The sequence below is a fragment of the Stenotrophomonas sp. RS-48 genome, from assembly GCF_030053245.1.
GTDB lineage: Bacteria > Pseudomonadota > Gammaproteobacteria > Xanthomonadales > Xanthomonadaceae > Stenotrophomonas > Stenotrophomonas maltophilia_P.
Map to the genome: position 1 here is coordinate 1 of NZ_JASGBV010000033.1, position 21,297 is coordinate 21,297.

20 protein-coding genes are annotated in these 21,297 nt (G+C 66.3%); 6 read left to right on the forward strand and 14 right to left on the reverse strand.

What is annotated here, in order from left to right:
- The 8 genes from QMZ25_RS07490 to QMZ25_RS07525 form a co-directional block, all read right to left on the reverse strand.
- Positions 1–665, reverse strand: a 665-nt coding sequence (locus tag QMZ25_RS07490) for a septal ring lytic transglycosylase RlpA family protein (RefSeq protein WP_283219386.1), incomplete at its 3' end; no start/stop codon positions are given.
- Entirely contained in the window at positions 662–1,807 is a 1,146-nt protein-coding gene (mltB, locus tag QMZ25_RS07495) for a lytic murein transglycosylase B (RefSeq protein WP_053519636.1), read from the reverse strand. The genes mltB and QMZ25_RS07490, both read right to left, overlap by 4 nt.
- A 235-nt stretch (positions 1,808–2,042) precedes the next feature.
- Positions 2,043–2,231, reverse strand: a complete 189-nt coding sequence (locus QMZ25_RS07500; protein ID WP_197572726.1) for a hypothetical protein — start codon at positions 2,229–2,231, stop codon at positions 2,043–2,045.
- A 105-nt stretch (positions 2,232–2,336) separates the two neighbouring features.
- Positions 2,337–3,449 (reverse strand): rod shape-determining protein RodA, encoded by a 1,113-nt coding sequence (gene rodA, locus QMZ25_RS07505; RefSeq protein WP_053519637.1) that lies wholly within the window; start codon positions 3,447–3,449, stop codon positions 2,337–2,339.
- Positions 3,446–5,524, reverse strand: coding sequence for a penicillin-binding protein 2 (gene mrdA / locus QMZ25_RS07510; RefSeq protein WP_197600925.1), 2,079 nt, complete (start codon positions 5,522–5,524; stop codon positions 3,446–3,448). The genes rodA and mrdA overlap by 4 nt, the downstream gene beginning before the upstream one ends.
- Positions 5,525–5,527: 3 nt before the next feature.
- Positions 5,528–6,013: a rod shape-determining protein MreD gene (gene mreD / locus QMZ25_RS07515; RefSeq protein WP_053519639.1), complete on the reverse strand. Its 486-nt coding sequence runs from the start codon at positions 6,011–6,013 to the stop codon at positions 5,528–5,530.
- Positions 6,010–7,077 (reverse strand): rod shape-determining protein MreC, encoded by a 1,068-nt coding sequence (gene mreC / locus QMZ25_RS07520; protein ID WP_197600924.1) that lies wholly within the window; start codon positions 7,075–7,077, stop codon positions 6,010–6,012. Before mreC ends, mreD begins: the two co-directional genes overlap by 4 nt.
- Positions 7,078–7,198: 121 nt before the next feature.
- A complete protein-coding gene (locus tag QMZ25_RS07525) occupies positions 7,199–8,245 on the reverse strand; it encodes a rod shape-determining protein (RefSeq protein ID WP_005411077.1) in 1,047 nt (348 codons plus the stop codon).
- Positions 8,246–8,528: 283 nt separating this feature from the next.
- On the opposite strand from QMZ25_RS07525, the gene QMZ25_RS07530 reads away from it, so the two are divergent.
- Positions 8,529–9,467, forward strand: coding sequence for a carbohydrate kinase family protein (locus QMZ25_RS07530; protein WP_053519641.1), 939 nt, complete (start codon positions 8,529–8,531; stop codon positions 9,465–9,467).
- A 188-nt stretch (positions 9,468–9,655) separates the two neighbouring features.
- Here QMZ25_RS07530 and QMZ25_RS07535 read toward each other — a convergent pair whose 3' ends face one another.
- The 4 genes from QMZ25_RS07535 to ubiE form a co-directional block, all read right to left on the reverse strand.
- A complete protein-coding gene (locus tag QMZ25_RS07535) occupies positions 9,656–10,276 on the reverse strand; it encodes an HAD family hydrolase (RefSeq protein WP_197600941.1) in 621 nt (206 codons plus the stop codon).
- On the reverse strand, positions 10,276–11,007 hold the full coding sequence (locus tag QMZ25_RS07540) for a hypothetical protein (protein WP_197600923.1): 732 nt from the start codon (positions 11,005–11,007) through the stop codon (positions 10,276–10,278). The genes QMZ25_RS07535 and QMZ25_RS07540 overlap by 1 nt, the downstream gene beginning before the upstream one ends.
- A 93-nt stretch (positions 11,008–11,100) precedes the next feature.
- Positions 11,101–13,029 (reverse strand): M1 family metallopeptidase, encoded by a 1,929-nt coding sequence (locus QMZ25_RS07545; protein WP_111186200.1) that lies wholly within the window; start codon positions 13,027–13,029, stop codon positions 11,101–11,103.
- A gap of 247 nt (positions 13,030–13,276) precedes the next feature.
- Complete coding sequence (gene ubiE / locus QMZ25_RS07550) at positions 13,277–14,038, reverse strand: bifunctional demethylmenaquinone methyltransferase/2-methoxy-6-polyprenyl-1,4-benzoquinol methylase UbiE (RefSeq protein ID WP_053520441.1); 762 nt, start codon at positions 14,036–14,038, stop codon at positions 13,277–13,279.
- 80 nt (positions 14,039–14,118) lie between these two features.
- Between ubiE and QMZ25_RS07555 the strand changes: the two genes are divergently transcribed.
- From QMZ25_RS07555 to QMZ25_RS07575, 5 genes are all read left to right on the forward strand, one after another.
- A complete protein-coding gene (locus QMZ25_RS07555; RefSeq protein ID WP_065175170.1) occupies positions 14,119–14,571 on the forward strand; it encodes a nucleoside deaminase in 453 nt (150 codons plus the stop codon).
- A 197-nt stretch (positions 14,572–14,768) separates the two neighbouring features.
- Positions 14,769–15,029, forward strand: coding sequence for a hypothetical protein (locus QMZ25_RS07560; RefSeq protein WP_065175171.1), 261 nt, complete (start codon positions 14,769–14,771; stop codon positions 15,027–15,029).
- 74 nt (positions 15,030–15,103) lie between these two features.
- Positions 15,104–15,430, forward strand: a complete 327-nt coding sequence (locus QMZ25_RS07565) for a hypothetical protein (RefSeq protein ID WP_262218926.1) — start codon at positions 15,104–15,106, stop codon at positions 15,428–15,430.
- Positions 15,431–15,510: 80 nt separating this feature from the next.
- On the forward strand, positions 15,511–15,933 hold the full coding sequence (locus tag QMZ25_RS07570) for a low affinity iron permease family protein (RefSeq protein ID WP_053520445.1): 423 nt from the start codon (positions 15,511–15,513) through the stop codon (positions 15,931–15,933).
- A 209-nt stretch (positions 15,934–16,142) separates the two neighbouring features.
- Positions 16,143–16,595 carry a transposase gene (locus QMZ25_RS07575; RefSeq protein WP_283219387.1) on the forward strand — a complete coding sequence of 151 codons (453 nt, stop codon included), beginning with the start codon at positions 16,143–16,145 and terminating at the stop codon, positions 16,593–16,595.
- Between the two features lie 90 nt (positions 16,596–16,685).
- On the opposite strand, the gene smeF is transcribed toward QMZ25_RS07575, so the two are convergent.
- Positions 16,686–18,071: a multidrug efflux RND transporter outer membrane subunit SmeF gene (gene smeF, locus QMZ25_RS07580; protein ID WP_283219388.1), complete on the reverse strand. Its 1,386-nt coding sequence runs from the start codon at positions 18,069–18,071 to the stop codon at positions 16,686–16,688.
- A 94-nt stretch (positions 18,072–18,165) separates the two neighbouring features.
- On the reverse strand, positions 18,166–21,288 hold the full coding sequence (smeE, locus tag QMZ25_RS07585) for a multidrug efflux RND transporter permease subunit SmeE (RefSeq protein WP_283219389.1): 3,123 nt from the start codon (positions 21,286–21,288) through the stop codon (positions 18,166–18,168).
- Between the last annotated feature and the right edge of the window lie 9 nt (positions 21,289–21,297).

Here is a 21,297-nt window from a genome sequence, read left to right on the forward strand (position 1 = left end):
TGCAGCGCGCGCACCTCCACATTGCCGGTTCCGCGCTGGGTGATGCCCAGGCGTACCGCAGCGGCATAGCTCAGATCGACCACGCGGCCATCATGGAACGGGCCCCGGTCATTGACCCGCACGATCACCGACTCGCCGTTGTCCAGATTGGTCACGCGGGCGAAGCTGGGCAGCGGCAGCGTCTTGTGCGCAGCGGTGAACTGGTACATGTCGTAGACCTCCCGGTTCGAGGTCAGGCGGCCATGGAACTTGGCGCCGTAGTACGACGCCGTACCGCGCTCGACATAATCGCGGGTATCGTCGAGCACCTTGTACGACTTGCCCAGCACCACGTACGGCGACTTGTTGCCGATGGCCGAACGTGTTTCAGCCGTCACTTCCGGCTCGGGAATGCAGGCCACGTTCGGAATGTAGCTCGGCGTGCTGTCTTTCACGCCCGGCCGGTACAGGCCGCCGGCGGTGTAGTTGCCCCGCGTGTTCGGGTCTTCCTTGGCCGCCGCATAGGGCGATCCCTCCGGACAATGCGCCGGGCGCGTGCCCCTGCCCTGCACCACCGTACCGGAAGGCGTCCCACCGTGGCCGGCGGTGGCCGGCTTCTTCGGAGCGCTGCTGCAGGCGGCCAGCGCGAGGACGATCAATCCAGGGACCAGCCATCTGATGTTCATGCCGGGGGCAGCTCCTGTCCGGCAATGGCCTGCGACAACTGGAACACGGCCATCGCATACATCTTCGAGAGGTTGTAGCGGGTGATCGCGTAGTAGTTCTGGAAGCCCAGCCAGTACTGCTTGCCGGTGCTGCCCTCGAGCGTAACCGGAGTGGCCGTCGCACCCGGCTGTACCGGTGCGGCAGGCTGATAGCCACGCTGGGCCAGATCGGCCAGCGACCAGGTCGGTGCCCACTCGGTCGGATTGAATTCCTCGCGCCCCGGAGCGAGTGTCGCCGGCACGGCCACCTGCCCGCCCCGGACCCAGCCTCCCTTCTTCACGAAGTAGTTGGCAATGGAGGAAAACACGTCGTCGTAGCTGTTGAACAGGTCACGGCGACCGTCGCCGTTGCCATCCACGGCATAGTCCAGGTAGCTGGACGGCATGAACTGGCCCATGCCCATCGCACCGGCATAGCTGCCCTTGAGCGTGGTGATGTCGAGTTTCTCCTCGCGGCCCAGTTCAAACAGCTTGGCCAGTTCATCACGGAAGAACAGCTCGCGGCGCACCTCGCGTTCCAGCTTCTCCGGATCGCCGCTGCGCGGGTAGTAGAAGGCCAGCGTGTACAGCGCATCGAGCACGCGGTGGTTGCCGGCATTCCTGCCATAGCTGGTCTCCACGCCGATGATCGCCACGATCACCTCGGCCGGAACACCGGTGCGCTGCTGCACGCGATCCAGCTCGGCGCGGTGTTCGGCGAGGAAGGCACGGCCCCCCTCGATGCGCGCCTTGCTGATGAACATCGGCCGGTATTCGTTCCAGGGTTTGACTCGTTCGGCAGGGCGCGACATCGCGGCGATGATCGGCTGGCGCACCTGCGCCTGGTCGAGCACGCGACGGATCTCGTCGGGCTGGAGTCCGTAACGCTTGGCGGTATCGGCGATGAAGGTGGCGCGCGCGGTCTCGAACGGAACCGGCGTGAGATCGACCGGCGGCGCGGTGGCGGCGGTGGCTTCCGGTGCGGCCTCGGCCGGTCCCTTGGGCTTGCTGGCCGGATGGCGCGGCGTGCTGCTGGCCTGCGGTGAAGACGGTGGAGATGTCGGCTGGGTCGCGCAGGCGACCAGGCCGAGGGTAAGCATGCAGGCCAGAGTGCGTCGAATCATCGTCGCAGGTTAGCAGGTCATGGATGAATTAAAACCCCTAACACCATGAATCACAACGATTTGCTTGCAAGCAGTCGAAATTGTGAAAACGATGTGAGCGATCCATCGCATTCAGTTGAGAGGTTGCCGGTTGCGTCCCCATCCCCGCAGACGCAACCGGCGACCGGATCCGGTCGATACGCGCGCGGCTGCCGCTCCCCAGTGGCAGTACCCCGCGCGCCCTGTATCCGTTGGATCAGTACTGCTTCCCGCCCGACGCCCCCTCGCGCTGCAACGATAGACGGCGCGCCGTGCCGAACGGGCCGCCATTGTGCAGGCCGATTGCGACAAGTCCATTGATCAAAATCAACGCAGCGTAAAAGTGTGAACTAGATAACGTTTTTTTAGGGCTTTGGTCAGCAGACCTGCTGTTGCGCGTCTTCATGGGAACGCTTCCATGAAGGGCGTTGCGCAAGCGTTGGACGGCCCCGGCCTTGCCCGAAACCGCAGAGGTGCCGCAACCCGCGTCGGCCGCGCGCTCCCGGAGGTGCTAGCCGTAGCCGCCGTGCACGGGATTGTGGCTGCGCACTGCCATCACCAGCCCGAAGCCGGCCAGCAGCGAGACGGCCGACGTACCGCCATAGCTGATCAACGGCATCGGTACGCCCACCACCGGCAACAGACCCGAGATCATTCCGCCATTGACCAGCACGTAGACGAAGAACGCCAGGCCGGTGGCACCGGCCAGCAGCCGCGAATAGGAGTCGCGCGACTGGCTGGCAATCCACAGGCAGCGCCCGATCACCACCAGGTACAGCGCCAGCACGACGGCCACGCCGATCCAGCCGAATTCCTCGCTCAACACCGAGAATGCAAAGTCGGTGGTCTGCTCGGGAATGAAGTTCAGGTGCGACTGCGAGCCTTCGCCCCAGCCCTTGCCGTCGAACCCGCCGGAACCGATCGCGATCTTCGACTGGATGATGTTCCAGCCCGCGCCCAGCGCATCCATTTCCGGGTCGAGGAACATCATGATGCGGTCCTTCTGGTAGGGCCGCAGCAGCCAGAACCAGGCCAGCGGCGCAACCGCGGCCACGCCGCCCACGCCCAGCCCCACCCACCACCATGGCAACCCGGCCAGCAGCAGCACGAACACGCCGCTGGCGGCGATCAGCACGCCCGTGCCGAAGTCCGGCTGCAGCATCACCAGACCGGTCGGCACGCCGATGATGACCAGCGACACCAGCACCGTATTGATGCGTGGTGGCAAGGGCACCCGGTGCAGGTACCAGGCCACCATCATCGGCAGGCTCACCTTCAGCAGTTCAGCCGGCTGCAGGTAGAAGAACTTCAGGTCCAGCCACTGCCGGCCGTATTTGCCGGTACCGAGCACGAACACCGCCAGCAACGGGATCATCGAGATCGCGTAGATCATCGGCGTCGCCGAACGGATGCGCAGGATCGGTACCCGCGAGATGGCCCACAGCGCGGCCATGCCCACGGCGAAGCGGGCGCCCTGCGCCATTACCAGGCTGTCGCCGCCCGCACTCTTCAGCGTGGCCAGGCCGATCATCATCAGCGCGCCCAGGGCAAGGCACAGCACCCAGTCCAGCGTGCTGAAGAAGCGCCGCAGCATGTCCCCGGCCCATCGCAGGAAGGCCTTCATCGCGTCGCCTCCGCAGCCGCCGGTGGACGCGGCGCGGCAGGCAGTGCCGGTGCCGGCGCAGCGGGTGTTCCCGGTTGCGGCTGGGGCTGCGGGACCGCAGCGCCGATCAGCACCGGATGCTCACCGACCTGTGCGGCGGCAGCATCCCCCGCCTGGCGGGCGCCCACGTCCTCGTTGTCGAAAGCGGTCGCACCGATGGCGGTGGTGCCGCGTTCACTGTCCAGCGGCTGGATGCCATCGGGCATCTTGCCCAGCAGCCAGGCATCGAACACCTTGCGTGCGATCGGCGCAGCTGCCGAGCCGCCGTAACCGCCGCCTTCCACCGCGATCGCCAATGCGATCACCGGCTGATCAGCCGGCGCGAAGCCAACGAACAGCGCACGGTGGCGCAGGTGCATCGGCAGGCTCTTTGGATTCACCGCTGCCGTGCCACGGCGGCTGACCACCTGCGCGGTGCCGGTCTTGCCGGCCATCACGTACGGCGCCCCGACCGCCACCCGCCAGCCGCTGCCGCCGGGCTGCATGGTCGCCATCATGCCTTCGCGCACGGCCTGCACGTTGTTCGGATTGGGGCTGACCGGCTTGCTGTCGCGTGCCGGCACCCCGGTCCACTCGCTGTCGAACCCTTCGCGCTGCTGGATGACCAGGTGCGGCGTGCGCAGCTGCCCGCTGGCCAGACCGCTGACGCCCCGCGCCAGCTGCAGCGGAGTGACCTTCCAGTCGCCCTGGCCGATGCTGATGTTGACCGTATCGCCGGGGTACCACGCTTCCTTGCGGGTCTTCCGCTTGTACGCCGGTGACGGCAGGATGCCGCCGATCTCGCCGGTCAGGTCGATGCCGGTCGGCTGGCCGAAACCGTAATAGTCCATGTAATGGTCGAAACGCTCGATGCCCAGGTCCAGCGCCAGCCGGTAGTAATAGGTATTGACCGAATTTGAGATCGACTTGCGCAGGTCGGTCCAGCCATGGCCGCCACGGTTGGCATCGCCCCAGCCGCGGCTGGTGCCGGGCAGGTAGAACATGCCGGTGGACAGGATCTTGTCTTCCGGGCGGCGCACACCGGCGTCCAGACCGGCCAGTGCGATCAGCGGCTTGAGCGTCGAGCCGGGGGCCACACCGCCCAGTACAAGGCGGTTGAACTGCGGGCGCGATGGATTGTCGTTCAACGCTTTGAAATCGGCGTGGGAGATGCCGTTGACGAACAGGTTCGGGTCGTACGATGGCAGGCTGACCATCGCCAGGACCTCGCCCGTGCGCGGGTCCATCGCGACCGCCGAGCCTTCCTGGTCGCCGAAGGCGGCAACCATCGCCCGCTGCAGGTCGGCGTCGATCGACAGGCGCAGGTCGACACCGGACTGCGCGGCAACGCGGCCGATGGTGCGGATCGCACGGCCCTGCACGTTGGTCTCCACCTGCTCGTAACCGACCCTGCCGCGCAGCTGCTGCTCGTAATAACGCTCCAGGCCCGACTTGCCGATGTGGGTCAACGCGGCATTGCCCTCGCCAAGGATCTCCAGATCCTTGTCATCGACACGACCGACGTAGCCGATGATATGCGCGAACAGATCGCCGTACGGATAACGACGGGTCAGGTAGGGCTCCAGCTCGACACCCGGGAAGCGCCAGCGATCGACGGCGAAGCGTGCCATCTCATCGTCGGTCATGCGCAGCTTGAGGGTGACCGGCAGGAACTTCCGGCGCGCCTTGCGCGACTTGTTGAACGCCTCCAGCTCTTCCGGACTGATCTCGATGATCTTTGCCAGTCCTTCCAGCGTGGCATCCATGTCCTTGACCTTGTCCGGGGTCACGTCCAGGCGGAAAGCCGGCACGTTCTCGGCCAGCAGGCGGCCGTTGCGGTCGTAGATCATGCCGCGCCCCGGCACCACCGGCCGCGGCTTGATGCGGTTGGCTTCCGAACGGGTGGCGTAGATGTCGTGGTCCAGCACCTGCAGCTTGAAGTACCAGCCCCCCAGCCCAAGCAGGCAGACCAGCACCCCCAGGAAACCCAGCGCCGCACGACGGCGGAACTGCTCGGCTTCGGCGTGCGGGTTCTTGACCTGGCGGCGCGGAATCATGGCTCAACGCCCGCGTTTGCCGAAACGCACCGCGTCCAGCAGCACGAATACCAGCGGCCACAGGCCCATGCCCAGCAGCGGCGCCCACCAGTACGACCACGGCAGCGTCGGCTCATCCACCACGATGTGCACCAGCGCGCTGACGATGCGGTCGTTGAACAGCAGGCCACCAATGGCGAGCATCTGCTGGGACATCGGGAAGAAGCGGATGCGGGCGCGGAAGCGCTGCAGGATGAAGGCCAGCATCACCAGGCGCAGCGCTTGTTCACCCAGCACCCCGCCATACAGCAGGTCGGCGACAACGCCACTGGCGAATGCGATGCCGAGACCAACGCGCTCGGGCGTTTCGATCACCCAGTACGCCAGCACCAGCGCCAGCCAGTACGGGCGCAGCGGCTGCAGCAGGGCCGGCAACGGCAGCAGGCCCAGCAGCAGGGCCACCACCAGACTGGCCGGCAGCACCCAGGGATTGTCGCGCAAGCGGCTCATCGCTGGACCTCTGCGGCGGCGGCCGGTCCGGTTGCCGGCTGCGGATCCGGGGCGGTCGAAGACGCCGGAGTGACGGCCGGCGCCGACGGCTGCCCTGCGCGGGTGTCTGCCGGTGCTGCTGACGGTGCTGCTGCCGGAACTGCCGGGACCGGCACGGTAACCGCATTGGCTGGCCCGCCCGGCGCGGTGTCCTCCAGCTGCAGGCGTACTTCTGGCGGGATGCGGATCGCTGCGCCCGGGCGCAGCAGCAGCACATCGCGGCCGCGGTCGAGCTGTGCGGCCGGCTTCAGCTCACCGACCAGGAAGGCATGGGTGTCATCCGGGCGCAGCGCGGTGATGGTGCCGACCGGGAAACCGGCCGGGAAACGGCCACCGAGACCGGAGGTGACGATCTCATCGCCCACTTCCACCCCGGCACTGAGCGGGATGTCGCGCAGTTCCAGCGTATCGCCGCGACCGTAGACGATCAGGCGGACACCGTTGCGGGCCACGGTCACCGGCACGGCATGGTCGGGGTCGGTCAGCAGCAGCACGGTGGAGGTGCCGCCGGTAACGCTGATCACCTGGCCCATCAGCCCACCGGCGTCGATCACCGCCTGGCCGACATGCACTCCCTCGCGGCTGCCTGCATCGAGTACCAGACGCTGTTTCACCGGATCCAGGTCGATATCGAGGATCGGCGCCAACTGCACGTCCAGTCCGCTGCGCTCGGCCACGTTCAACAGTTCGCGCAGCTGGGCATTGTCCAGCGCAGCGGTCTGCAGACGGGTCAGGCGGGCGTTGGCCAGCAGCAGCTGGTTGCGCAGCTCGCGGTTCTCGCTGACCAGCTGGCTGTGGCTGGCCGCGTTGTCCTTGACCTGGCTGCCCAGCTTGCCCGGCAGGCCTGCCAGGGCCCAGACCGGCTGCACCAGGGTGTTGGCCTGTTCACGCAGGCGCGCCAGCCAGCCGGCCTGGTCGTCGAGGACGATCAGGGTGATGGCCAGCGCGAGATAGGCCAGCAGCCGCAGCGGGCTGGCGGCATCACCGGATCGGGAAGCAACGGGAGGACCGGCGTAGGGCGGCACGGCAACGATTCAACTGGCAGAAGGCGGAGGGGAAACACGCGGACGCCCCGCCGGTGCCGGCCCGCCAACGCGACGGGCCGCACCCCGGAGGGGCGCTGCGGGCAGGAACGGCCGGGACGGCTTATTCCGGCGCAAAGAACTCGTTGCCGTGCATGTCGACCAGCTCCAGCGCACGACCACCGCCGCGGGCCACGCAGGTCAGCGGATCGTCGGCCACCTGCACGTGCAGGCCGGTCTCCTCGGAGATCAGGCGATCCAGGTCGCGCAGCAGGGCGCCACCACCGGTCAGCACGATGCCGCGCTCGGCGACGTCGGCGCACAGTTCCGGCGGCGTCTGCTCCAGGGCCAGCTTGACCGCGCTGACGATGCCCGACAGGGGTTCGTGCAGGGCTTCGAGCACTTCGTTGGAGCTGATCTTGATCATCTTCGGCACGCCCTCGGCGAGGTTGCGGCCGGAAATCTCCAGCTCCTGCACCTCTGCCTGCGGGTAGGCACAGCCCAGCTCCACCTTGATGCGCTCGGCCGTGGCTTCACCGATCAGCATGCCGTGGTTGCGGCGCACGTAGTTGGTGATCGACTCGTCGAAGCGGTCGCCACCGATGCGGACGGAGGCCGAATAGACGATGCCGTTGAGGGAGATGACCGCCACTTCGGTGGTGCCACCGCCGATATCGATGACCATCGAGCCACGGGCTTCGGTGACCGGCATGCCGGCGCCGATCGCAGCGGCCATCGGCTCTTCGATCAGGTACACGTCGCGGGCACCGGCTTCCTCGGCCGATTCCTTGATCGCACGACGCTCGACCTGGGTCGAGCCGGCCGGCACACAGACCAGCACGCGCGGACTCGGGCGCAGCACGCGGGACTTGTGCACCTTCTTGATGAAGTGCTTGAGCATCGCCTCGGTATAGGTGAAGTCGGCGATGACGCCATCCTTCATCGGGCGGATGGTGGTGATGTGGCCCGGGGTACGGCCCAGCATCTGCTTGGCCTCGGCACCGACGGCTGCCACCGAGCGGGTGCCACCGATGGCACGGTCCTGGCGCACGGCCACGACCGAAGGCTCATTCAGCACGATCCCCTGCCCGCGCACGTAGATGAGGGTGTTGGCCGTGCCCAGGTCGATGGACAGGTCATTGGAGAACATGCCACGGAGTTTCTTGAACATCTGAGGAAGGAGTCCTGAGGGGTGTCGTGCCCGCCGCGGGATGGCGAAAAAATGGGCAGAAATCGAGGCCGACAAGCCTAGCAACCCGCCTGCCGCCGAGCAAGGAAAAATCCAGCTGAACCCGCGTCTTCACAGGCTTTGGGCCTGATCCGGCATCACCCGCTTCTGGCCCTGAGCGGCACCAGCGGGTAACCTTTGCGCCGTCGGGCGCCCAAGGGCGCCGTTTGCTTGCCCGTCGAAGCGGGCAGGCCCACCCCAAAATTCACCGCATAGGCTTACATCGATGTCCGCTCTGATCTGTGGTTCTCTTGCCTTCGACACCATCATGGTGTTTCCGGACCAGTTCAAGAATCACATCCTGCCGGACAAGGTGCACATCCTGAACGTGTCGTTCCTGGTCCCGCGGATGCGCCGCGAGTTCGGCGGCTGCGCCGGCAACATCGCCTACAACCTGCATCTGCTGGGCGGCCACCCGATCCCGATGGGCACGGTCGGCTCGGACTTCGGCCCGTACCGCGAGTACTTCGATGGCCTGGGCATCGACCTGTCGCGCGTGCGCGTGATCGATGAGCTGTTCACCCCGCAGGCCTTCATCACCACCGACCACGACAACAACCAGATCACCGCCTTCCACCCGGGCGCGATGATGCGTTCCTACGAGAACCACGTGCGTGGCGTGCCGGGCGTGACCCTGGGCCTGGTCGGCCCGGACGGCCGCGAAGGCATGATCCAGAACGCGCTGGAGTTCCACGAGGACGGCATCCCGTTCATCTTCGACCCGGGCCAGGCCATGCCGCTGTTCAACGGACCGGAGCTGCGCCAGTTCATCGAGCAGGCCGACTACGTGGTGGTCAACGACTACGAGTCGAACCTGCTGCAGGAACGCACCGGCTGGGACGAGAAGGAAATCGTCAGCCGCGTGCAGGCCTACATCACCACCCGCGGCCCGAAGGGCGCGGTCATCCACACGCCGGACAAGAGCTACGACATCCCGCCGGCGCACGAGCGCCGTGTGGTCGATCCGACCGGCTGCGGCGATGCCTTCCGCGCCGGCCTGATCTACGGCATCCAGAAGGGCTACGACTGGCTGACCATCGGCCGCATGGGCAACCTGATGGGCGCACTGAAGGTCGAGCACCCGGGCACCCAGAACCAGCGCTTCACCTTCGATGAGTTCAACGAGCAGTTCAAGCAGCAGTTCGGTTACGCGCTGGGCGCGTAAACCGAGCTGCCCGCGCATCTGCTCGGTGGGTGTCGACCTGGGTCGACACTGCCGGCCAGCGGCCGCCACTACCGGAACTTCCGACCGACACGTTGCCTGCTGTCTGTAGAGCCGAGCCCATGCTCGGCCTGCGCGCGCCAGCGCGATCTGACCGCAGAGCAGCCGAGCGTGGGCTCGGCTCTACACGGTCATGCGCCCTGCCACGCTGCCAACAGGGCGCGGCAATCGGCGAAGTGCCAATCCGCGCGGCCCGGCCACGGGTTGTCAGGCAGGTTGACCAGCACGGTGTGGGTGCCGGCGGCACGGCCGCAGTCCAGATCATAGGCGTGGTCACCCACCATCACCGCCTGCGCGGCGGCAATGCCCCAACGCCGCAGGTGCTGCTGCAGGCCATCCGGCGAGGGCTTGGGCACCGCTTCTTCGCGGCCGATGATGTCGGCATCGTCGAACAGTTCCCCGACCCCGATCGCCTCCAGCGTCAGCTTCGCCAGCGCATGGTCGTTGCGGGTCAGGATGCCCAGCCGGCACCCGGCCGCCGCCAGCGCGCGCAGCAGCTTCACCGCGCCCGGTGCCGGCAACGCCTCCTCGGCCAGCCCGCGCTCGTGGTCCAGCAACCACTCACGCTTGGCCTGAGCCGATGCGTCAGGCAGCGCCGCGATATGGTCGAGGATGTCTTCCTCGGCGGCGATCTCCAATGCGCGGCGGATCGCGGCAAAATCATGCACGGCGACGGTCAGCGTTCCGTCCATGTCGAACACCCAGTGCCGGATCGCGGGCAGCGCCTGCGCGGCCGTGGCCGCGCCCGGCATCACTGCCACCACGACGGCATGCGGCTGGCGTCGACGCCACCGGTTTCGAACACCGCCGTGCGGGTGCCGCCGGCCTTGACCGGGAACTCGATGCTGATCGACCTGCCCTTGCGCGCCAGCTTCCACAGCGCCTTCTGATCGGTGATGAACAGCGCAATCGCCTCATCGGTCTGCGGCCGCCAGGCGGCCATCGACACCGGCTTGCCGTCGTCCACGGTCACCTTCACCGTGCACTTCGGGCAGCGGAAATCGCCCGCCTGCAGCACCAGGTAGGCGTGCCGCTTCCACTCCGGATGATCGCGGAACACCAGCTGCACCGGCTTTGCGCCGCTGCCATCCACGTCCACCCGTTCCTTGCTGTAGATCTGCGCCGAAATCTGGTTGCCCTTGTTGCCGACCGGTATCTGGTTGTACTGCCACAGCGCCTGCATGCGGCGCAGGTCGCGCGCGGCATCGCCCTTGGCCTTGACCTCTTCGAAGCCTGCGGCGATGCGCTCGGCGGCGGCCGTGTCCTTGTACTCATCCAGCAGCGCGGCGCCATGCAGTCGCGCGCGCTCCCAGTCCTGCGCGGCGACGGCCATGTCGTACTGCCTGGCCACGTCCTCGGCCTTGGCTTCCTTCTGCGCCTGAACGGCGGCCGCGGCGGCTTCCTGCGCCTTGCGCTCTTCTTCGGGATTGCTGCAGGCGGCCAGGGCCAGGGTGCAGGCGGTGAGCAGGATCAGTCGTTTCATGGCAGAGGTCCTTCGTGTTTTTCGCATGCTTGCAAAGTCGCGCATGGCTCGACTCTACAAAAAAAAGCGCCGGGCAGTGCCCGGCGCTTGTTCTTACTTGGCTTCGGCCTTGGCCAGCATGTCCTGGACCGAGGCAGTGGTGATCGGATGGTAGCCCGGCTTGGCCTTCTCGAAGGCCTGCTTGGCCAGCTCCAGCCCCTTCGGCGTCTTCACCAGTTCGGCGTAGATCGGCAGGATCAGCTTGCGACGGCCGACACGCTCGATGAATGCCGCCGCGGCCTCATTGGCCGGCTCGTAGCCGCTGCGGATGGCCAGCGGATACCAGCGCATGGCGATCTCGCCATTCGGCGTGCCCGTGAAGTGGAAGGCCTTGTCCAGCGTGGCCAGCGTGTCCAGCGGCTGGGTCGTGCCCAGGCCGTCGATGAAGCGCACCCACTCCTGGGTGCTCCAGTCAGCGATGACCTGGCTGCTGGGCACGGTGCCGGCGCTGGTGAAGGCGATGCGCGCGGTATCGACGCTGCTGAAGTTGCGCGACTGCGCCTTGGCCGCGAACGCCGGGATGCCCGGCTCGTCCAGCCATGCCTTCAGTTCGGCTTCCGTCACTGCCGACGGGTTCTTCGGCAGCAGGTTCTTCTTCAGGTACTCGACGAACTGGTCGGTATTCGCGCTCTGGAAGGCGTGGTCATCGAACCAGCCGCGCAGGAACGGATCGAAGGTCTCGCGGCCGAACCGCTGTTCCAGGAACTCCAGGAACCAGGAACCCTTGACGTAGGCCACCTGGCTCAGGGCTTCATCGGGGTCACGCTCGTTCAGCGGCGGCAGCGCCAGCGCCTGGTCGGCGGGGCTCATGTCCTTCACTTCCGCCAGCAGATCGGTCTGGTCGATCTGCCGCTCCATTTCGGCCATCTCCTTGCCATACAGCGCTTCGGTGATGCGGCCCTGGACGTAGGTGGTGAAGCCCTCGTTGAGCCAGATGTCCTTCCAGCTGGCGTTGGTCACCAGGTTGCCCGACCAGCTGTGCGCCAGTTCGTGGGCGACCAGCGAAACCAGCGATTTGTCGCCGACGATAACGGTCGGGGTGGCGAAGGTCAGGCGCGGGTTCTCCATGCCGCCGAACGGGAACGACGGCGGCAGCACCAGCATGTCGTAACGGCCCCAGCGGTACTCGCCGTACAGCTTCTCGGCGGCACCGATCATCTTCTCGGTGTCCTCGAATTCCTTGGCCGCCTTGCCGACCATGGTCGGTTCGGCCCAGACGCCGGAGCGCCCGGAGATCGGCTCGAACACCAGGTCGCCGGCGGCGATCGCCAGCAGGTAGGACGGGATCGGCTGCGGCATCTTGAAGGTGTAGTCACCATCACGCGCGGCCTTGGGGTCGTTGTCGGCGCTCATCAGCACCATGACGTCCGGGCGCGAGACCACGTGCGCGCTGTAGGTGAAGCGCACGCTCGGGGTGTCCTGCAGCGGCACCCAGGAACGGGCATGGATGGCCTGCGACTGGCTGAACATGAAGGGCAGCTTCTTGCCTTCGGTCATCGACGGCGCCAGCCACTGCAGGCCCGAGGCGGTCGGCGCGGTGTGGTAGGTCACCTCGACCTTGGCCGGCTGCTGCGGGGCCTCGATGGTCAGCTTGCTGCCGAACACCTTGTCGGCCGCCGCCAGCTCGAACTTCAGCGGGCTGCGCGCGCCGTCAGCGGCAACGGCTTCGACCTTGGACACGGTCAGCTCGCGGGTGTCGAGCACCAGCTGCGTGGCGTCCTTCTGCTTCCATTCCAGGGTGTAGGTCGCGGTACCGCCGATCTGCTTCTGGTCGAAGTCCAGCTTCAGGTCCAGCGCGATGTCCTTGATGACGACCTTGTCCGGCTCGGCGTACGAGCTTTCGTCGTGGCTGCGGTTCTCGGCGTTCACAGGAGCGGCGGGGGCCTTTTCGGCAGTCGGGGCGGCGGCGGGCGCGGCCGCCTCCTGGGAGCAGCCAGCGGCCAGGGCCACGGCCAACGGAAGGAGCATCAGCGGATTGCGCATGAATCGGGACCGTTACGGGGAGCAAACCCCAATGGTACCTCCCTCCGGCCCCGCAGGCGTTGCGCGGTGCGGGGTAAGGCGGCCAAGGCCGATCCTGCGGCGGCGCCCTGGGTAGGTGCCAACCTTGGTTGGCACGGATCCATCAACGCATGTGGCAGGCCCGTGCCGACCAAGGTCGGCACCTACCAGAGCGGATGACCGCAGCGGCCGAGTGCCAACCAAGGTTGGCACCCACCAAGGGCAAGGCTTACAGCTTGTAGCCGGAGTGGATCGACACGATGCCGCCGGTCAGGTTCTTGTAGTGGCAGCGCTCGAAACCGGCCTCGCCCATCATTGCCTTCAGCTCGTCCTGCGGCGGATGCTTGCGGATGCTCTCGGCCAGGTACTGGTAGCTGTCCGAATCATTGGCGAACAGCTTGCCCAGCTTCGGCAGGATCTTGAACGAGTGGAAGTCGTAGATCGGCTTGAACCAGTCGGCGGTGACCTCGGAGAACTCCAGCACACGCGCCTGGCCACCGACCTTGAGCACGCGGTACATCTCGCGCAGGCCGGCATCCTTGTCGGTCACGTTGCGCAGGCCGAAGGCGATGGTGACCAGGTCGAAGCTGTTGTCCGGGAACGGCAGGGCCTCGGCATTGCACTGGACGTAGTCCAGGCCCAGCACCAGGCCGCGGTTGGTGAGGCGATCACGGCCCACCGACAGCATGCCGGCATTGATGTCGCCCAGAACCACCGAACCTTCGGCGCCGACGCGCTCCTTCAGCAGGGCGGCAATGTCGCCAGTGCCCCCCGCGAGGTCAAGCACGCGGTCACCGGGCTTCACCTGCGCGGTCGCCACGTAGTAACGCTTCCACGCCCGGTGCACGCCCAGGCTCATCAGGTCGTTCATCAGGTCGTAGTTGCGCGCGACCGAGGTGAACACCTGCCCGACCAGCTTCTGCTTGTCCTTGGCGGCGACGTCGCGGAACCCGAAATGGGTGGTACCGGATTTGTAGGGGGATTCGCTCATGCCCCGATTATCGCACCGCCAGGGCCGCTGCGGGGGAACGGCGCCTTATCATGGCAGCCCATGACCTTCCGGAGCCCCGCATGATCACCACACCTGATTACCAGGCCCTGCTGCAGACCGCCATCGCCGAAGCCCGCCAGGGCCTGGCCGAGGGCGGCGTGCCGATCGGCGCGGCGCTGTACCACAACGACGGTCGCCTGCTCGGCTGCGGCCACAACCGCCGGGTGCAGGAAGGCGATCCCTCCGTGCACGGCGAGACCGACGCCTTCCGCAAGGCCGGGCGCCAGCGTCGCTACCGCGACACGATCATGGTGACCACCCTGGCCCCGTGCTGGTACTGCTCGGGACTGGTGCGTCAGTTCAACATCGGCACCGTGGTGGTCGGCGAGTCCCGCACGTTCCAGGGCGGCATCGACTGGCTGCGCGAAAACGGCGTCAATGTGATCGACCTCGACAGCCAGGAATGCGTCGACCTGCTCGGGGGCTTCATTGCGCAATATCCCGAGATCTGGAACGAAGACATCGGCGAATGAGTGCCGTGGACTGACCCCAGCCCGCGTTTAATGAATGCTTCATCCGCGGCAGGCCCTTGTGCAGTCAGCGTCTGCGGCGTTCGATGTGACGCGCTGCGCACTCCGTCGGCACGCATGCACACGCCGCGGTAACACCCCACCGCTCCGGCACGCCTACGGTGGGGTTACCGGGGCCCCCTACCCCGGCGGAGCCAGCCATGTGCGCGCACGCTGCAAGCCCCACGCCCAATCTGATCCTTGACGGAATCCGCGCCCGCCTGCGGAGCCAATATCGGTTGCATCGGCGCGGTGCCCTGTTCTGGACCGCTTATCAGAGCATGCAGCTGGAACTGGTGCGCGACCATCCACGCGACCACGTCCGCCTGTGCAACGCGATGGCGGACATCGCTGAAGACCTCGGCGTGGTCGAGCACGCCCAACTGATCGGCAATCGCAACGCTGTTTCCACATTGCGATGACACCGCTTCCACCGGTGATCAGGCAACACTGCGATTCCCCCCACTCCACGTCCACCTCAACCGATTGGATCGACATGCACACTGAAGTCCCTGCCATTCCCCCGGTCATCGACGTCGATGCGGAACTCGAGCACTGGCGCCGCCAGCATGCCGACGGTGCGCTGCCTCATAATTCGTTCGGTTCCTACGTACCCTGGATCAAGTTCGCCTGCGATTCGCTGATCACCCAGCCGCGCGCCAGCAACGCGCAGCGTGACGAGATGTTCCAGACTCAGTATGCGCTGCAGATCATGCCGCGGCTGAGCGAAGCACAGGCCCGCGAGTTCGTCGACCGCTGCTGGCAGCACGTCTACCAGGCCAGCCGCGTGCGCCTGCAGGACGCACCGCGGCTGCGCGCCTGAGCAGGCCTGCTGCACGCGGGCTGCACGCGGGCTGCACGGCCACGCGCCGATCATCACGTCACCCCAGCGGGACGACGACGATGAAAGCAAGAAACCTGTTCAATACCATCGCCAAGAAGGCCGCGGCCGCCACCGGCTCTCCGTGGACCTTTCTGGGTGCAGTAGCCATCGTGGTGGTGTGGGGCATCTCCGGCCCGGTGTTCGGTTTCAACGACACCTGGCAGCTGGTCATCAACACCGGCACCACCATCATCACCTTCCTGATGGTCTTCCTGATCCAGCACACGCAGAACGCAGATACGGCGGCGATGCAGATCAAGCTGGACGAACTGATCCGGGCCACGGCGGAAGCCAACAACGAGCTGCTGGATCTGGAAGAACTGGACGAACAGCGGCTGGAAGAGATCCGCGCCGAGTATGAGCGGATGGCACGCGAAGCCGGCGACGCCCTGGCCCGTGTGCGGGCCTGCCACACGGTGCGCCGTGATGATGAAGCGGTGTAGCCCTGACGCGACGACCTGCGAACGCCTCATCGAAGGGCCGCCGGGTATGACCCGGCGCTACCGCAATCCCACCGACAGGTAGCGCCGGGCCATGCCCGGCGAGCGCGCAGCGCGGCTCCTCAAGGTGAAGCTGCAGCACGGCGGTTCCGCACCTGGTTCATTGGCAATCGCTGATAAACGCATGCATCCCTCCGGCACAGACTGGCCGCGTGTCCAGTCGTCACCTAACGCGCGGCCGCGATTCGCGCATCGAAGGCTACTATGTGCTCACGACCGTCGTACCGCAACGTCGGCGTGTTCTTGCGGATCCCCGTTGTGCTGCATGCCTTGTGGATTCGCTTCGCTACGTCGAAAACATGGGACTCAGCGATTCATTCGCATGGGTCGTCATGCCCGATCATCTGCATTGGCTGGTGCAACTCCGTGATGGAACACTTGCGCGCCTGATGGGAACGCTGAAATCACGCAGCAGCAGGCTGTTGGGGCAGCACTTTGGCGTGCAGACGCCGCTATGGCAGCCGAGCTACTTCGATCATGCGGTGCGCACTGAAGATGCAATCAGGCGCCATGCGCTGTACATCCTTGGCAATCCCGTTCGTGCGGGGCTGGCGGTTCAGCTGGACGAGTATCCATTCGCCTGGTGCCGCTGGTCCCTGCGGTAGTACCGAGCCTTGCGAATGTCTGGCCGAAGAGCCGCCGGGTATGACCCGGCGCTACCGGAATCCACGCCGGGCCATGCCCGGCGCGTTCCGTCAGCTGCGTTCGTGCCAGCCGCCGCCCAGCACCTTGTACAGGGTGATGCGGTTGGCCTGCTGGGCCAGTTGCGCCTGCAGCCGCGTCTGCTGCGCGCTGTAGGCCGTACGACGCGCGTCGAGCAGGCTGACGAAGCTGTCCAGGCCGGCGTCATAGCGTGCCTGCGACAGCCGGTTGGCCTGCTCGGCCGCGTCGACCAGACGCTGCTGGGCGCTGACCTGCTCATCCAGGCTTACGTTCATCGCCAGCGCATCCGCCGCTTCGCGGAAGCCGTTCTGGATCGCCTTCTCGTACTGCGCCAATGCGATATCACGATCTGCATTGGCGATGTCGAGATTGGCACGCAAACGGCCGCCCTGGAAGATCGGCAGGGTGATCTTCGGCAGGAAGCTCCACACGCGCGTGCCGCTGTCGAAGAGGTTCGACAGTTCATTCGATCCGCTGCCGATGCTGCCTGTCAGCGAAATGCTCGGGAAGAACGCTGCGCGGGCAGCGCCGATGTTGGCGTTGGCCGCCAGCAACTGGTGTTCGGCCGCCATGATGTCCGGGCGCAGCAGCAGCACGTCGCTGGGCAGGCCGGCCGGTGGTGGGGCCAGTGCCAGCAACTGCGGCTCGATGCCATCCGGCAGCAGAGCCGGGTCGACCTGGCCACCGGCCAGCAGCGCCAGGGCATTGCGGTCCTGCGCGAGCTGGCCGCGCAGGCGTGCGGCATCGGTGCGCGCGGTTTCGACCAGGGTACGGGTCTGGGTCAGTTCAAGTGCTGAACTGCCGCCACGTTCATGGCGTGCTTCTGCCAGGCGCAGCGAATCCTCATAGGTCTTCAGTGTCGCTTCGGCGATCTTCAGCTGCTGGCTGTCGGCGCCGTAGGTCAGCCACGCCGTTGCCGTCTCGGCCACCAGGCTCAGCTGTGCATTACGGCGGTTGGCGGCGATGGCGAAGTACTGCTGCAGGGCTGCCTCGCTGAGGTTGCGCACGCGGCCGAACAGGTCCAGCTCGAATTCGGCCACGCCGACGCCGGCAGTGAACTGCTCGGTGACTCCCGCATCCGTACCTGTGCGCTCCATCTGCCCGGTGATGGCCACACCCGGCACCCGGTCGGCGCGCTGCACCCGGTACTGGCCGCGTGCGCGCTCGACATTGAGCACGGCCACACGCAGGTCGCGGTTGCTGTCCAGCGCCTGGCCGATCACCTGCTGCAGGCGTGGATCGGTGAAGAAGTCACGCCAGCCCAGCGTGGCCACATCGGCAACCTGGCCCTGCGTGGCCTCTGCCGGCCACTGCGCAGGAATCGCCGGGGCAACGGCCGTGTCCTTCGGCGCGAGGGTGGAGCACCCGGCGACCGTGAGCACGGCGGCCAGGGATACAGCAAGAGAAGAGAGTTTCATGGCGACACCTTGGGGGTCACGGTGGTAGCGCCGGGCCGTTCCCGGCAGCTACGCGGTAAGGCATCCGCCGGGCATGGCCCGGCGCTGCCGGATATCAGTCGGCGGTCCTGCGCTTGAACACGCGCTGCACCACCACGAAGAACAGCGGCACGAAGAACACGCCCAGCGCGGTGCCGACGATCATGCCGCCCAGCACGCCGATGCCGATGGCCTGCTTGGCGCCGGAACCGGCACCGGTGGAGATCGCCAGCGGCACCACGCCCATGCCGAATGCGAGCGAGGTCATCACGATGGGACGCAGGCGATCGCGCACGGCATGCATGATCGATTCGATCAGGCCGGCCCCCTTCTCCAGGTTTTCCTTGGCGAACTCGACGATCAGGATCGCGTTCTTGCTGGTCAGGCCCACCGTGGTCAGCATTGCCACCTGGAAGTAGATGTCGCGCTCCAGGCCCTTGAAGGTGTTGGCCAGCACCGCGCCGAGGATACCCAGCGGGGCGGCCAGCAGCACGGCGGTCGGAACACTCCAGCTTTCGTACATCGCGGCCAGGCACAGGAACACGATCATCAGCGACAGCGTGTACAGCAGCGGGGTCTGCGAGCCGGCCTGGCGTTCCTGGTAGGACATCGCGGTCCACTCGATGCCGAAGCCCGCCGGCAGCTGCTTGGCCAGCTGCTCGATCTCGGCCATGGCGTCACCGGAGGCGACTCCCGGGGCCGGTTCGCCCTGGATTTCCATTGCCGACACGCCGTTGTAGCGCTCCAGGCGCGGCGAGCCGTAGTCCCAGTGCTTGCTGGCGAAGGCGCTGAACGGAACCATCTCGCCCTTGTCGTTCTTCACCGACCAGAGATCGAAGTCCTCCGGTACCATGCGGAACGGCTGGTCGGCCTGCACGAACACGCGCTTGACGCGGCCACGATCGACGAAATCATCGATGTAGGCGCTGCCCCATGCGGTGGCCAGGGTGGTATTGACCTGGGCGATCGACAGCCCCAGCGACGTTGCCTTGGCCACGTCGATGTCGATGCGGAACTGCGGCGTGTCTTCCTGTCCATTCGGGCGGACGTTGGCCAGCTTCTTGCTGCCGGCCGCCAGGCCGAGCAGCTGGTCACGCGCGGCCACCAGCGCATCGTGGCCCTGGCCGCTGTTGTCCTTCAGGAAGAAGGTGTAGCCCGAAGCAGTGCCCAGCTCCGGGATCGCCGGCGGCGGGAAGGCGAAGATGAAGGCGTCCTTGATCCCACCCAGCGCAGCCATGGCGCGGCCGGTGATCGGCATCACGCCGTTGTCGGCGTCACGCTCGCTCCAGTCCTTCAGCTTGACGAAGGCCATGCCCGCGTTCTGGCCCATGCCGGCGAAGCTGAAGCCCTGCACCGAGAACACCGACTCGACCGCCGCCTTCTCGTTCTCCAGGAAGTGATTCTCCAGTGCCGCGATCGATTCCAGGGTACGTTCCTGGGTGGCGCCGACCGGGGCCTGCACCAGCGCCATCAGCACGCCCTGGTCTTCATTGGGCAGGAACGAGCTGGGCAGGCGCACGAACAGAACCGCCATCAGTACGAACAGCGCGGCGACGATGCCCATGAAACGCCACGGACGATTCAGGATGCCGCGTACACCACGCTGGTAGCTTTCGCTGGTGCGGTCGAAACCCCGGTTGAAGCCGTTGAAGAAGCGACCGGCCAGGCCGCGGTGGGCGACATGATGCTCGCCCTTCTTCAGCGGCTTGAGCAGGGTGGCGCACAGCGCCGGGGTCAGTACGATCGCGACCAGCACCGACAGCGCCATCGCCGAAACGATCGTGGCCGAGAACTGCCGGTAGATCACGCCGGTGGAGCCACTCATGAAGGCCATCGGCACGAAGACGGCCGACAGCACCAGGCCGATGCCAACCAGTGCACCGGTGATCTGGCCCATCGACTTGCGGGTGGCCTCCAGCGGCGACAGGCCCTCCTCGGACATGATGCGCTCGACGTTCTCCACCACCACGATGGCGTCGTCCACCAGCAGGCCGATCGCCAGCACCATCGCGAACATGGTCAGCATGTTCACCGAGAAGCCGAGCATCGCCAGTACGCCGAACGTGCCCAGCAGCACCACCGGCACGGCGATGGTCGGGATCAGGGTGGCGCGGAAGTTCTGCAGGAACAGGTACATCACCACGAACACCAGCACGATCGCTTCGATCAGGGTCTGCACGACGCCCTTGATCGACACGCGTACGAACGGCGTGGTGTCGTACGGAATCTCGGCCTTCAGGCCGGCCGGGAAGAAGTTCTTCAGGTCGTCCAGCGCAGCATCCACGCCGGCGGCGGTGTCGAGCGCATTGGCGCCGGTGGCCAGGGTGACGGCCAGGCCGCTGGCCGGCTGGCCGTTGTAGCGGGTGACGAAGTCGTAGGACTCCGCGCCCAGCTCGACGCGGGCGACATCACCCAGGCGCAGTTCGGCACCGTCCTGCGCGCCGCGCACGACGATGTTGCGGAACTGCTCCGGCGTCTGCAGGCGCGACTGCGCATTGATCGTGGCGTTGAGCTGCTGGCCCTTGACCGAGGGCGCGCCGCCCAGCTGGCCGATCGCCACCTGTGCGTTCTGTGCCTGGATCGCTGCGGTCACTTCCGGCACCGACAGGCCATAGGTATGCAGCTTGTTCGGGTCCAGCCAGATGCGCATGGCGTACTTGCCGCCGAAGACCTGGATGTTGCCCACGCCCGGGACTCGGCTCAGGCGATCGACGACATTGGAGCCGACGTAATCGGCGATGTCGTTGGCATCCATGCTGCCGTCTTCGGAGACGAAGGCGATCACGTTCAGGAAGCCCGAGCTGGACTTGGCCACGTTGATGCCCTGCCGCTGCACTTCCTGCGGCAGCAGCGGCATGGCCAGCTGCAACTTGTTCTGCACCTGCACCTGCGCGATGTCCGGATTGGTACCGCTCTCGAAGGTCAGGGTGATGGTCGCCTGGCCGTTGGCCGAGCTGTTGGAGGAGAAGTAGATCAGGCCATCAAGGCCCTTCATGTTCTGCTCGATGATCTGCGTCACCGAGTCTTCGACCACTTTGGCCGAGGCACCCGGGTAGGTGGCGCTGATTTCCACCGCCGGCGGAGCGACGTTGGGATACATCGAGACCGGCAGCTTGAACAGGGCCAGGCCGCCGGCGAGCATGATGATGATGGCGATGACCCACGCGAAGATGGGTCGATCGATGAAAAAGCGTGCCATGGAATTCTC

What these genes read in the sequence shown, in the direction of transcription:
- mltB (WP_053519636.1), bottom strand. Translation starts at nt 1,807, where the DNA reads ATGATTCGACGCACTCTGGCCTGCATGCTTACCCTCGGCCTGGTCGCC.
- QMZ25_RS07500 (WP_197572726.1), bottom strand. Translation starts at nt 2,231, where the DNA reads ATGAAGACGCGCAACAGCAGGTCTGCTGACCAAAGCCCTAAAAAAACG.
- rodA (WP_053519637.1), bottom strand. Translation starts at nt 3,449, where the DNA reads ATGAAGGCCTTCCTGCGATGGGCCGGGGACATGCTGCGGCGCTTCTTC.
- mrdA (WP_197600925.1), bottom strand. Translation starts at nt 5,524, where the DNA reads ATGATTCCGCGCCGCCAGGTCAAGAACCCGCACGCCGAAGCCGAGCAG.
- mreD (WP_053519639.1), bottom strand. Translation starts at nt 6,013, where the DNA reads ATGAGCCGCTTGCGCGACAATCCCTGGGTGCTGCCGGCCAGTCTGGTG.
- QMZ25_RS07525 (WP_005411077.1), bottom strand. Translation starts at nt 8,245, where the DNA reads ATGTTCAAGAAACTCCGTGGCATGTTCTCCAATGACCTGTCCATCGAC.
- QMZ25_RS07530 (WP_053519641.1), top strand. Translation starts at nt 8,529, where the DNA reads ATGTCCGCTCTGATCTGTGGTTCTCTTGCCTTCGACACCATCATGGTG.
- QMZ25_RS07535 (WP_197600941.1), bottom strand. Translation starts at nt 10,276, where the DNA reads ATGCCGGGCGCGGCCACGGCCGCGCAGGCGCTGCCCGCGATCCGGCAC.
- QMZ25_RS07540 (WP_197600923.1), bottom strand. Translation starts at nt 11,007, where the DNA reads ATGAAACGACTGATCCTGCTCACCGCCTGCACCCTGGCCCTGGCCGCC.
- QMZ25_RS07545 (WP_111186200.1), bottom strand. Translation starts at nt 13,029, where the DNA reads ATGCGCAATCCGCTGATGCTCCTTCCGTTGGCCGTGGCCCTGGCCGCT.
- ubiE (WP_053520441.1), bottom strand. Translation starts at nt 14,038, where the DNA reads ATGAGCGAATCCCCCTACAAATCCGGTACCACCCATTTCGGGTTCCGC.
- QMZ25_RS07555 (WP_065175170.1), top strand. Translation starts at nt 14,119, where the DNA reads ATGATCACCACACCTGATTACCAGGCCCTGCTGCAGACCGCCATCGCC.
- QMZ25_RS07560 (WP_065175171.1), top strand. Translation starts at nt 14,769, where the DNA reads ATGTGCGCGCACGCTGCAAGCCCCACGCCCAATCTGATCCTTGACGGA.
- QMZ25_RS07565 (WP_262218926.1), top strand. Translation starts at nt 15,104, where the DNA reads ATGCACACTGAAGTCCCTGCCATTCCCCCGGTCATCGACGTCGATGCG.
- QMZ25_RS07570 (WP_053520445.1), top strand. Translation starts at nt 15,511, where the DNA reads ATGAAAGCAAGAAACCTGTTCAATACCATCGCCAAGAAGGCCGCGGCC.
- smeF (WP_283219388.1), bottom strand. Translation starts at nt 18,071, where the DNA reads ATGAAACTCTCTTCTCTTGCTGTATCCCTGGCCGCCGTGCTCACGGTC.
- smeE (WP_283219389.1), bottom strand. Translation starts at nt 21,288, where the DNA reads ATGGCACGCTTTTTCATCGATCGACCCATCTTCGCGTGGGTCATCGCC.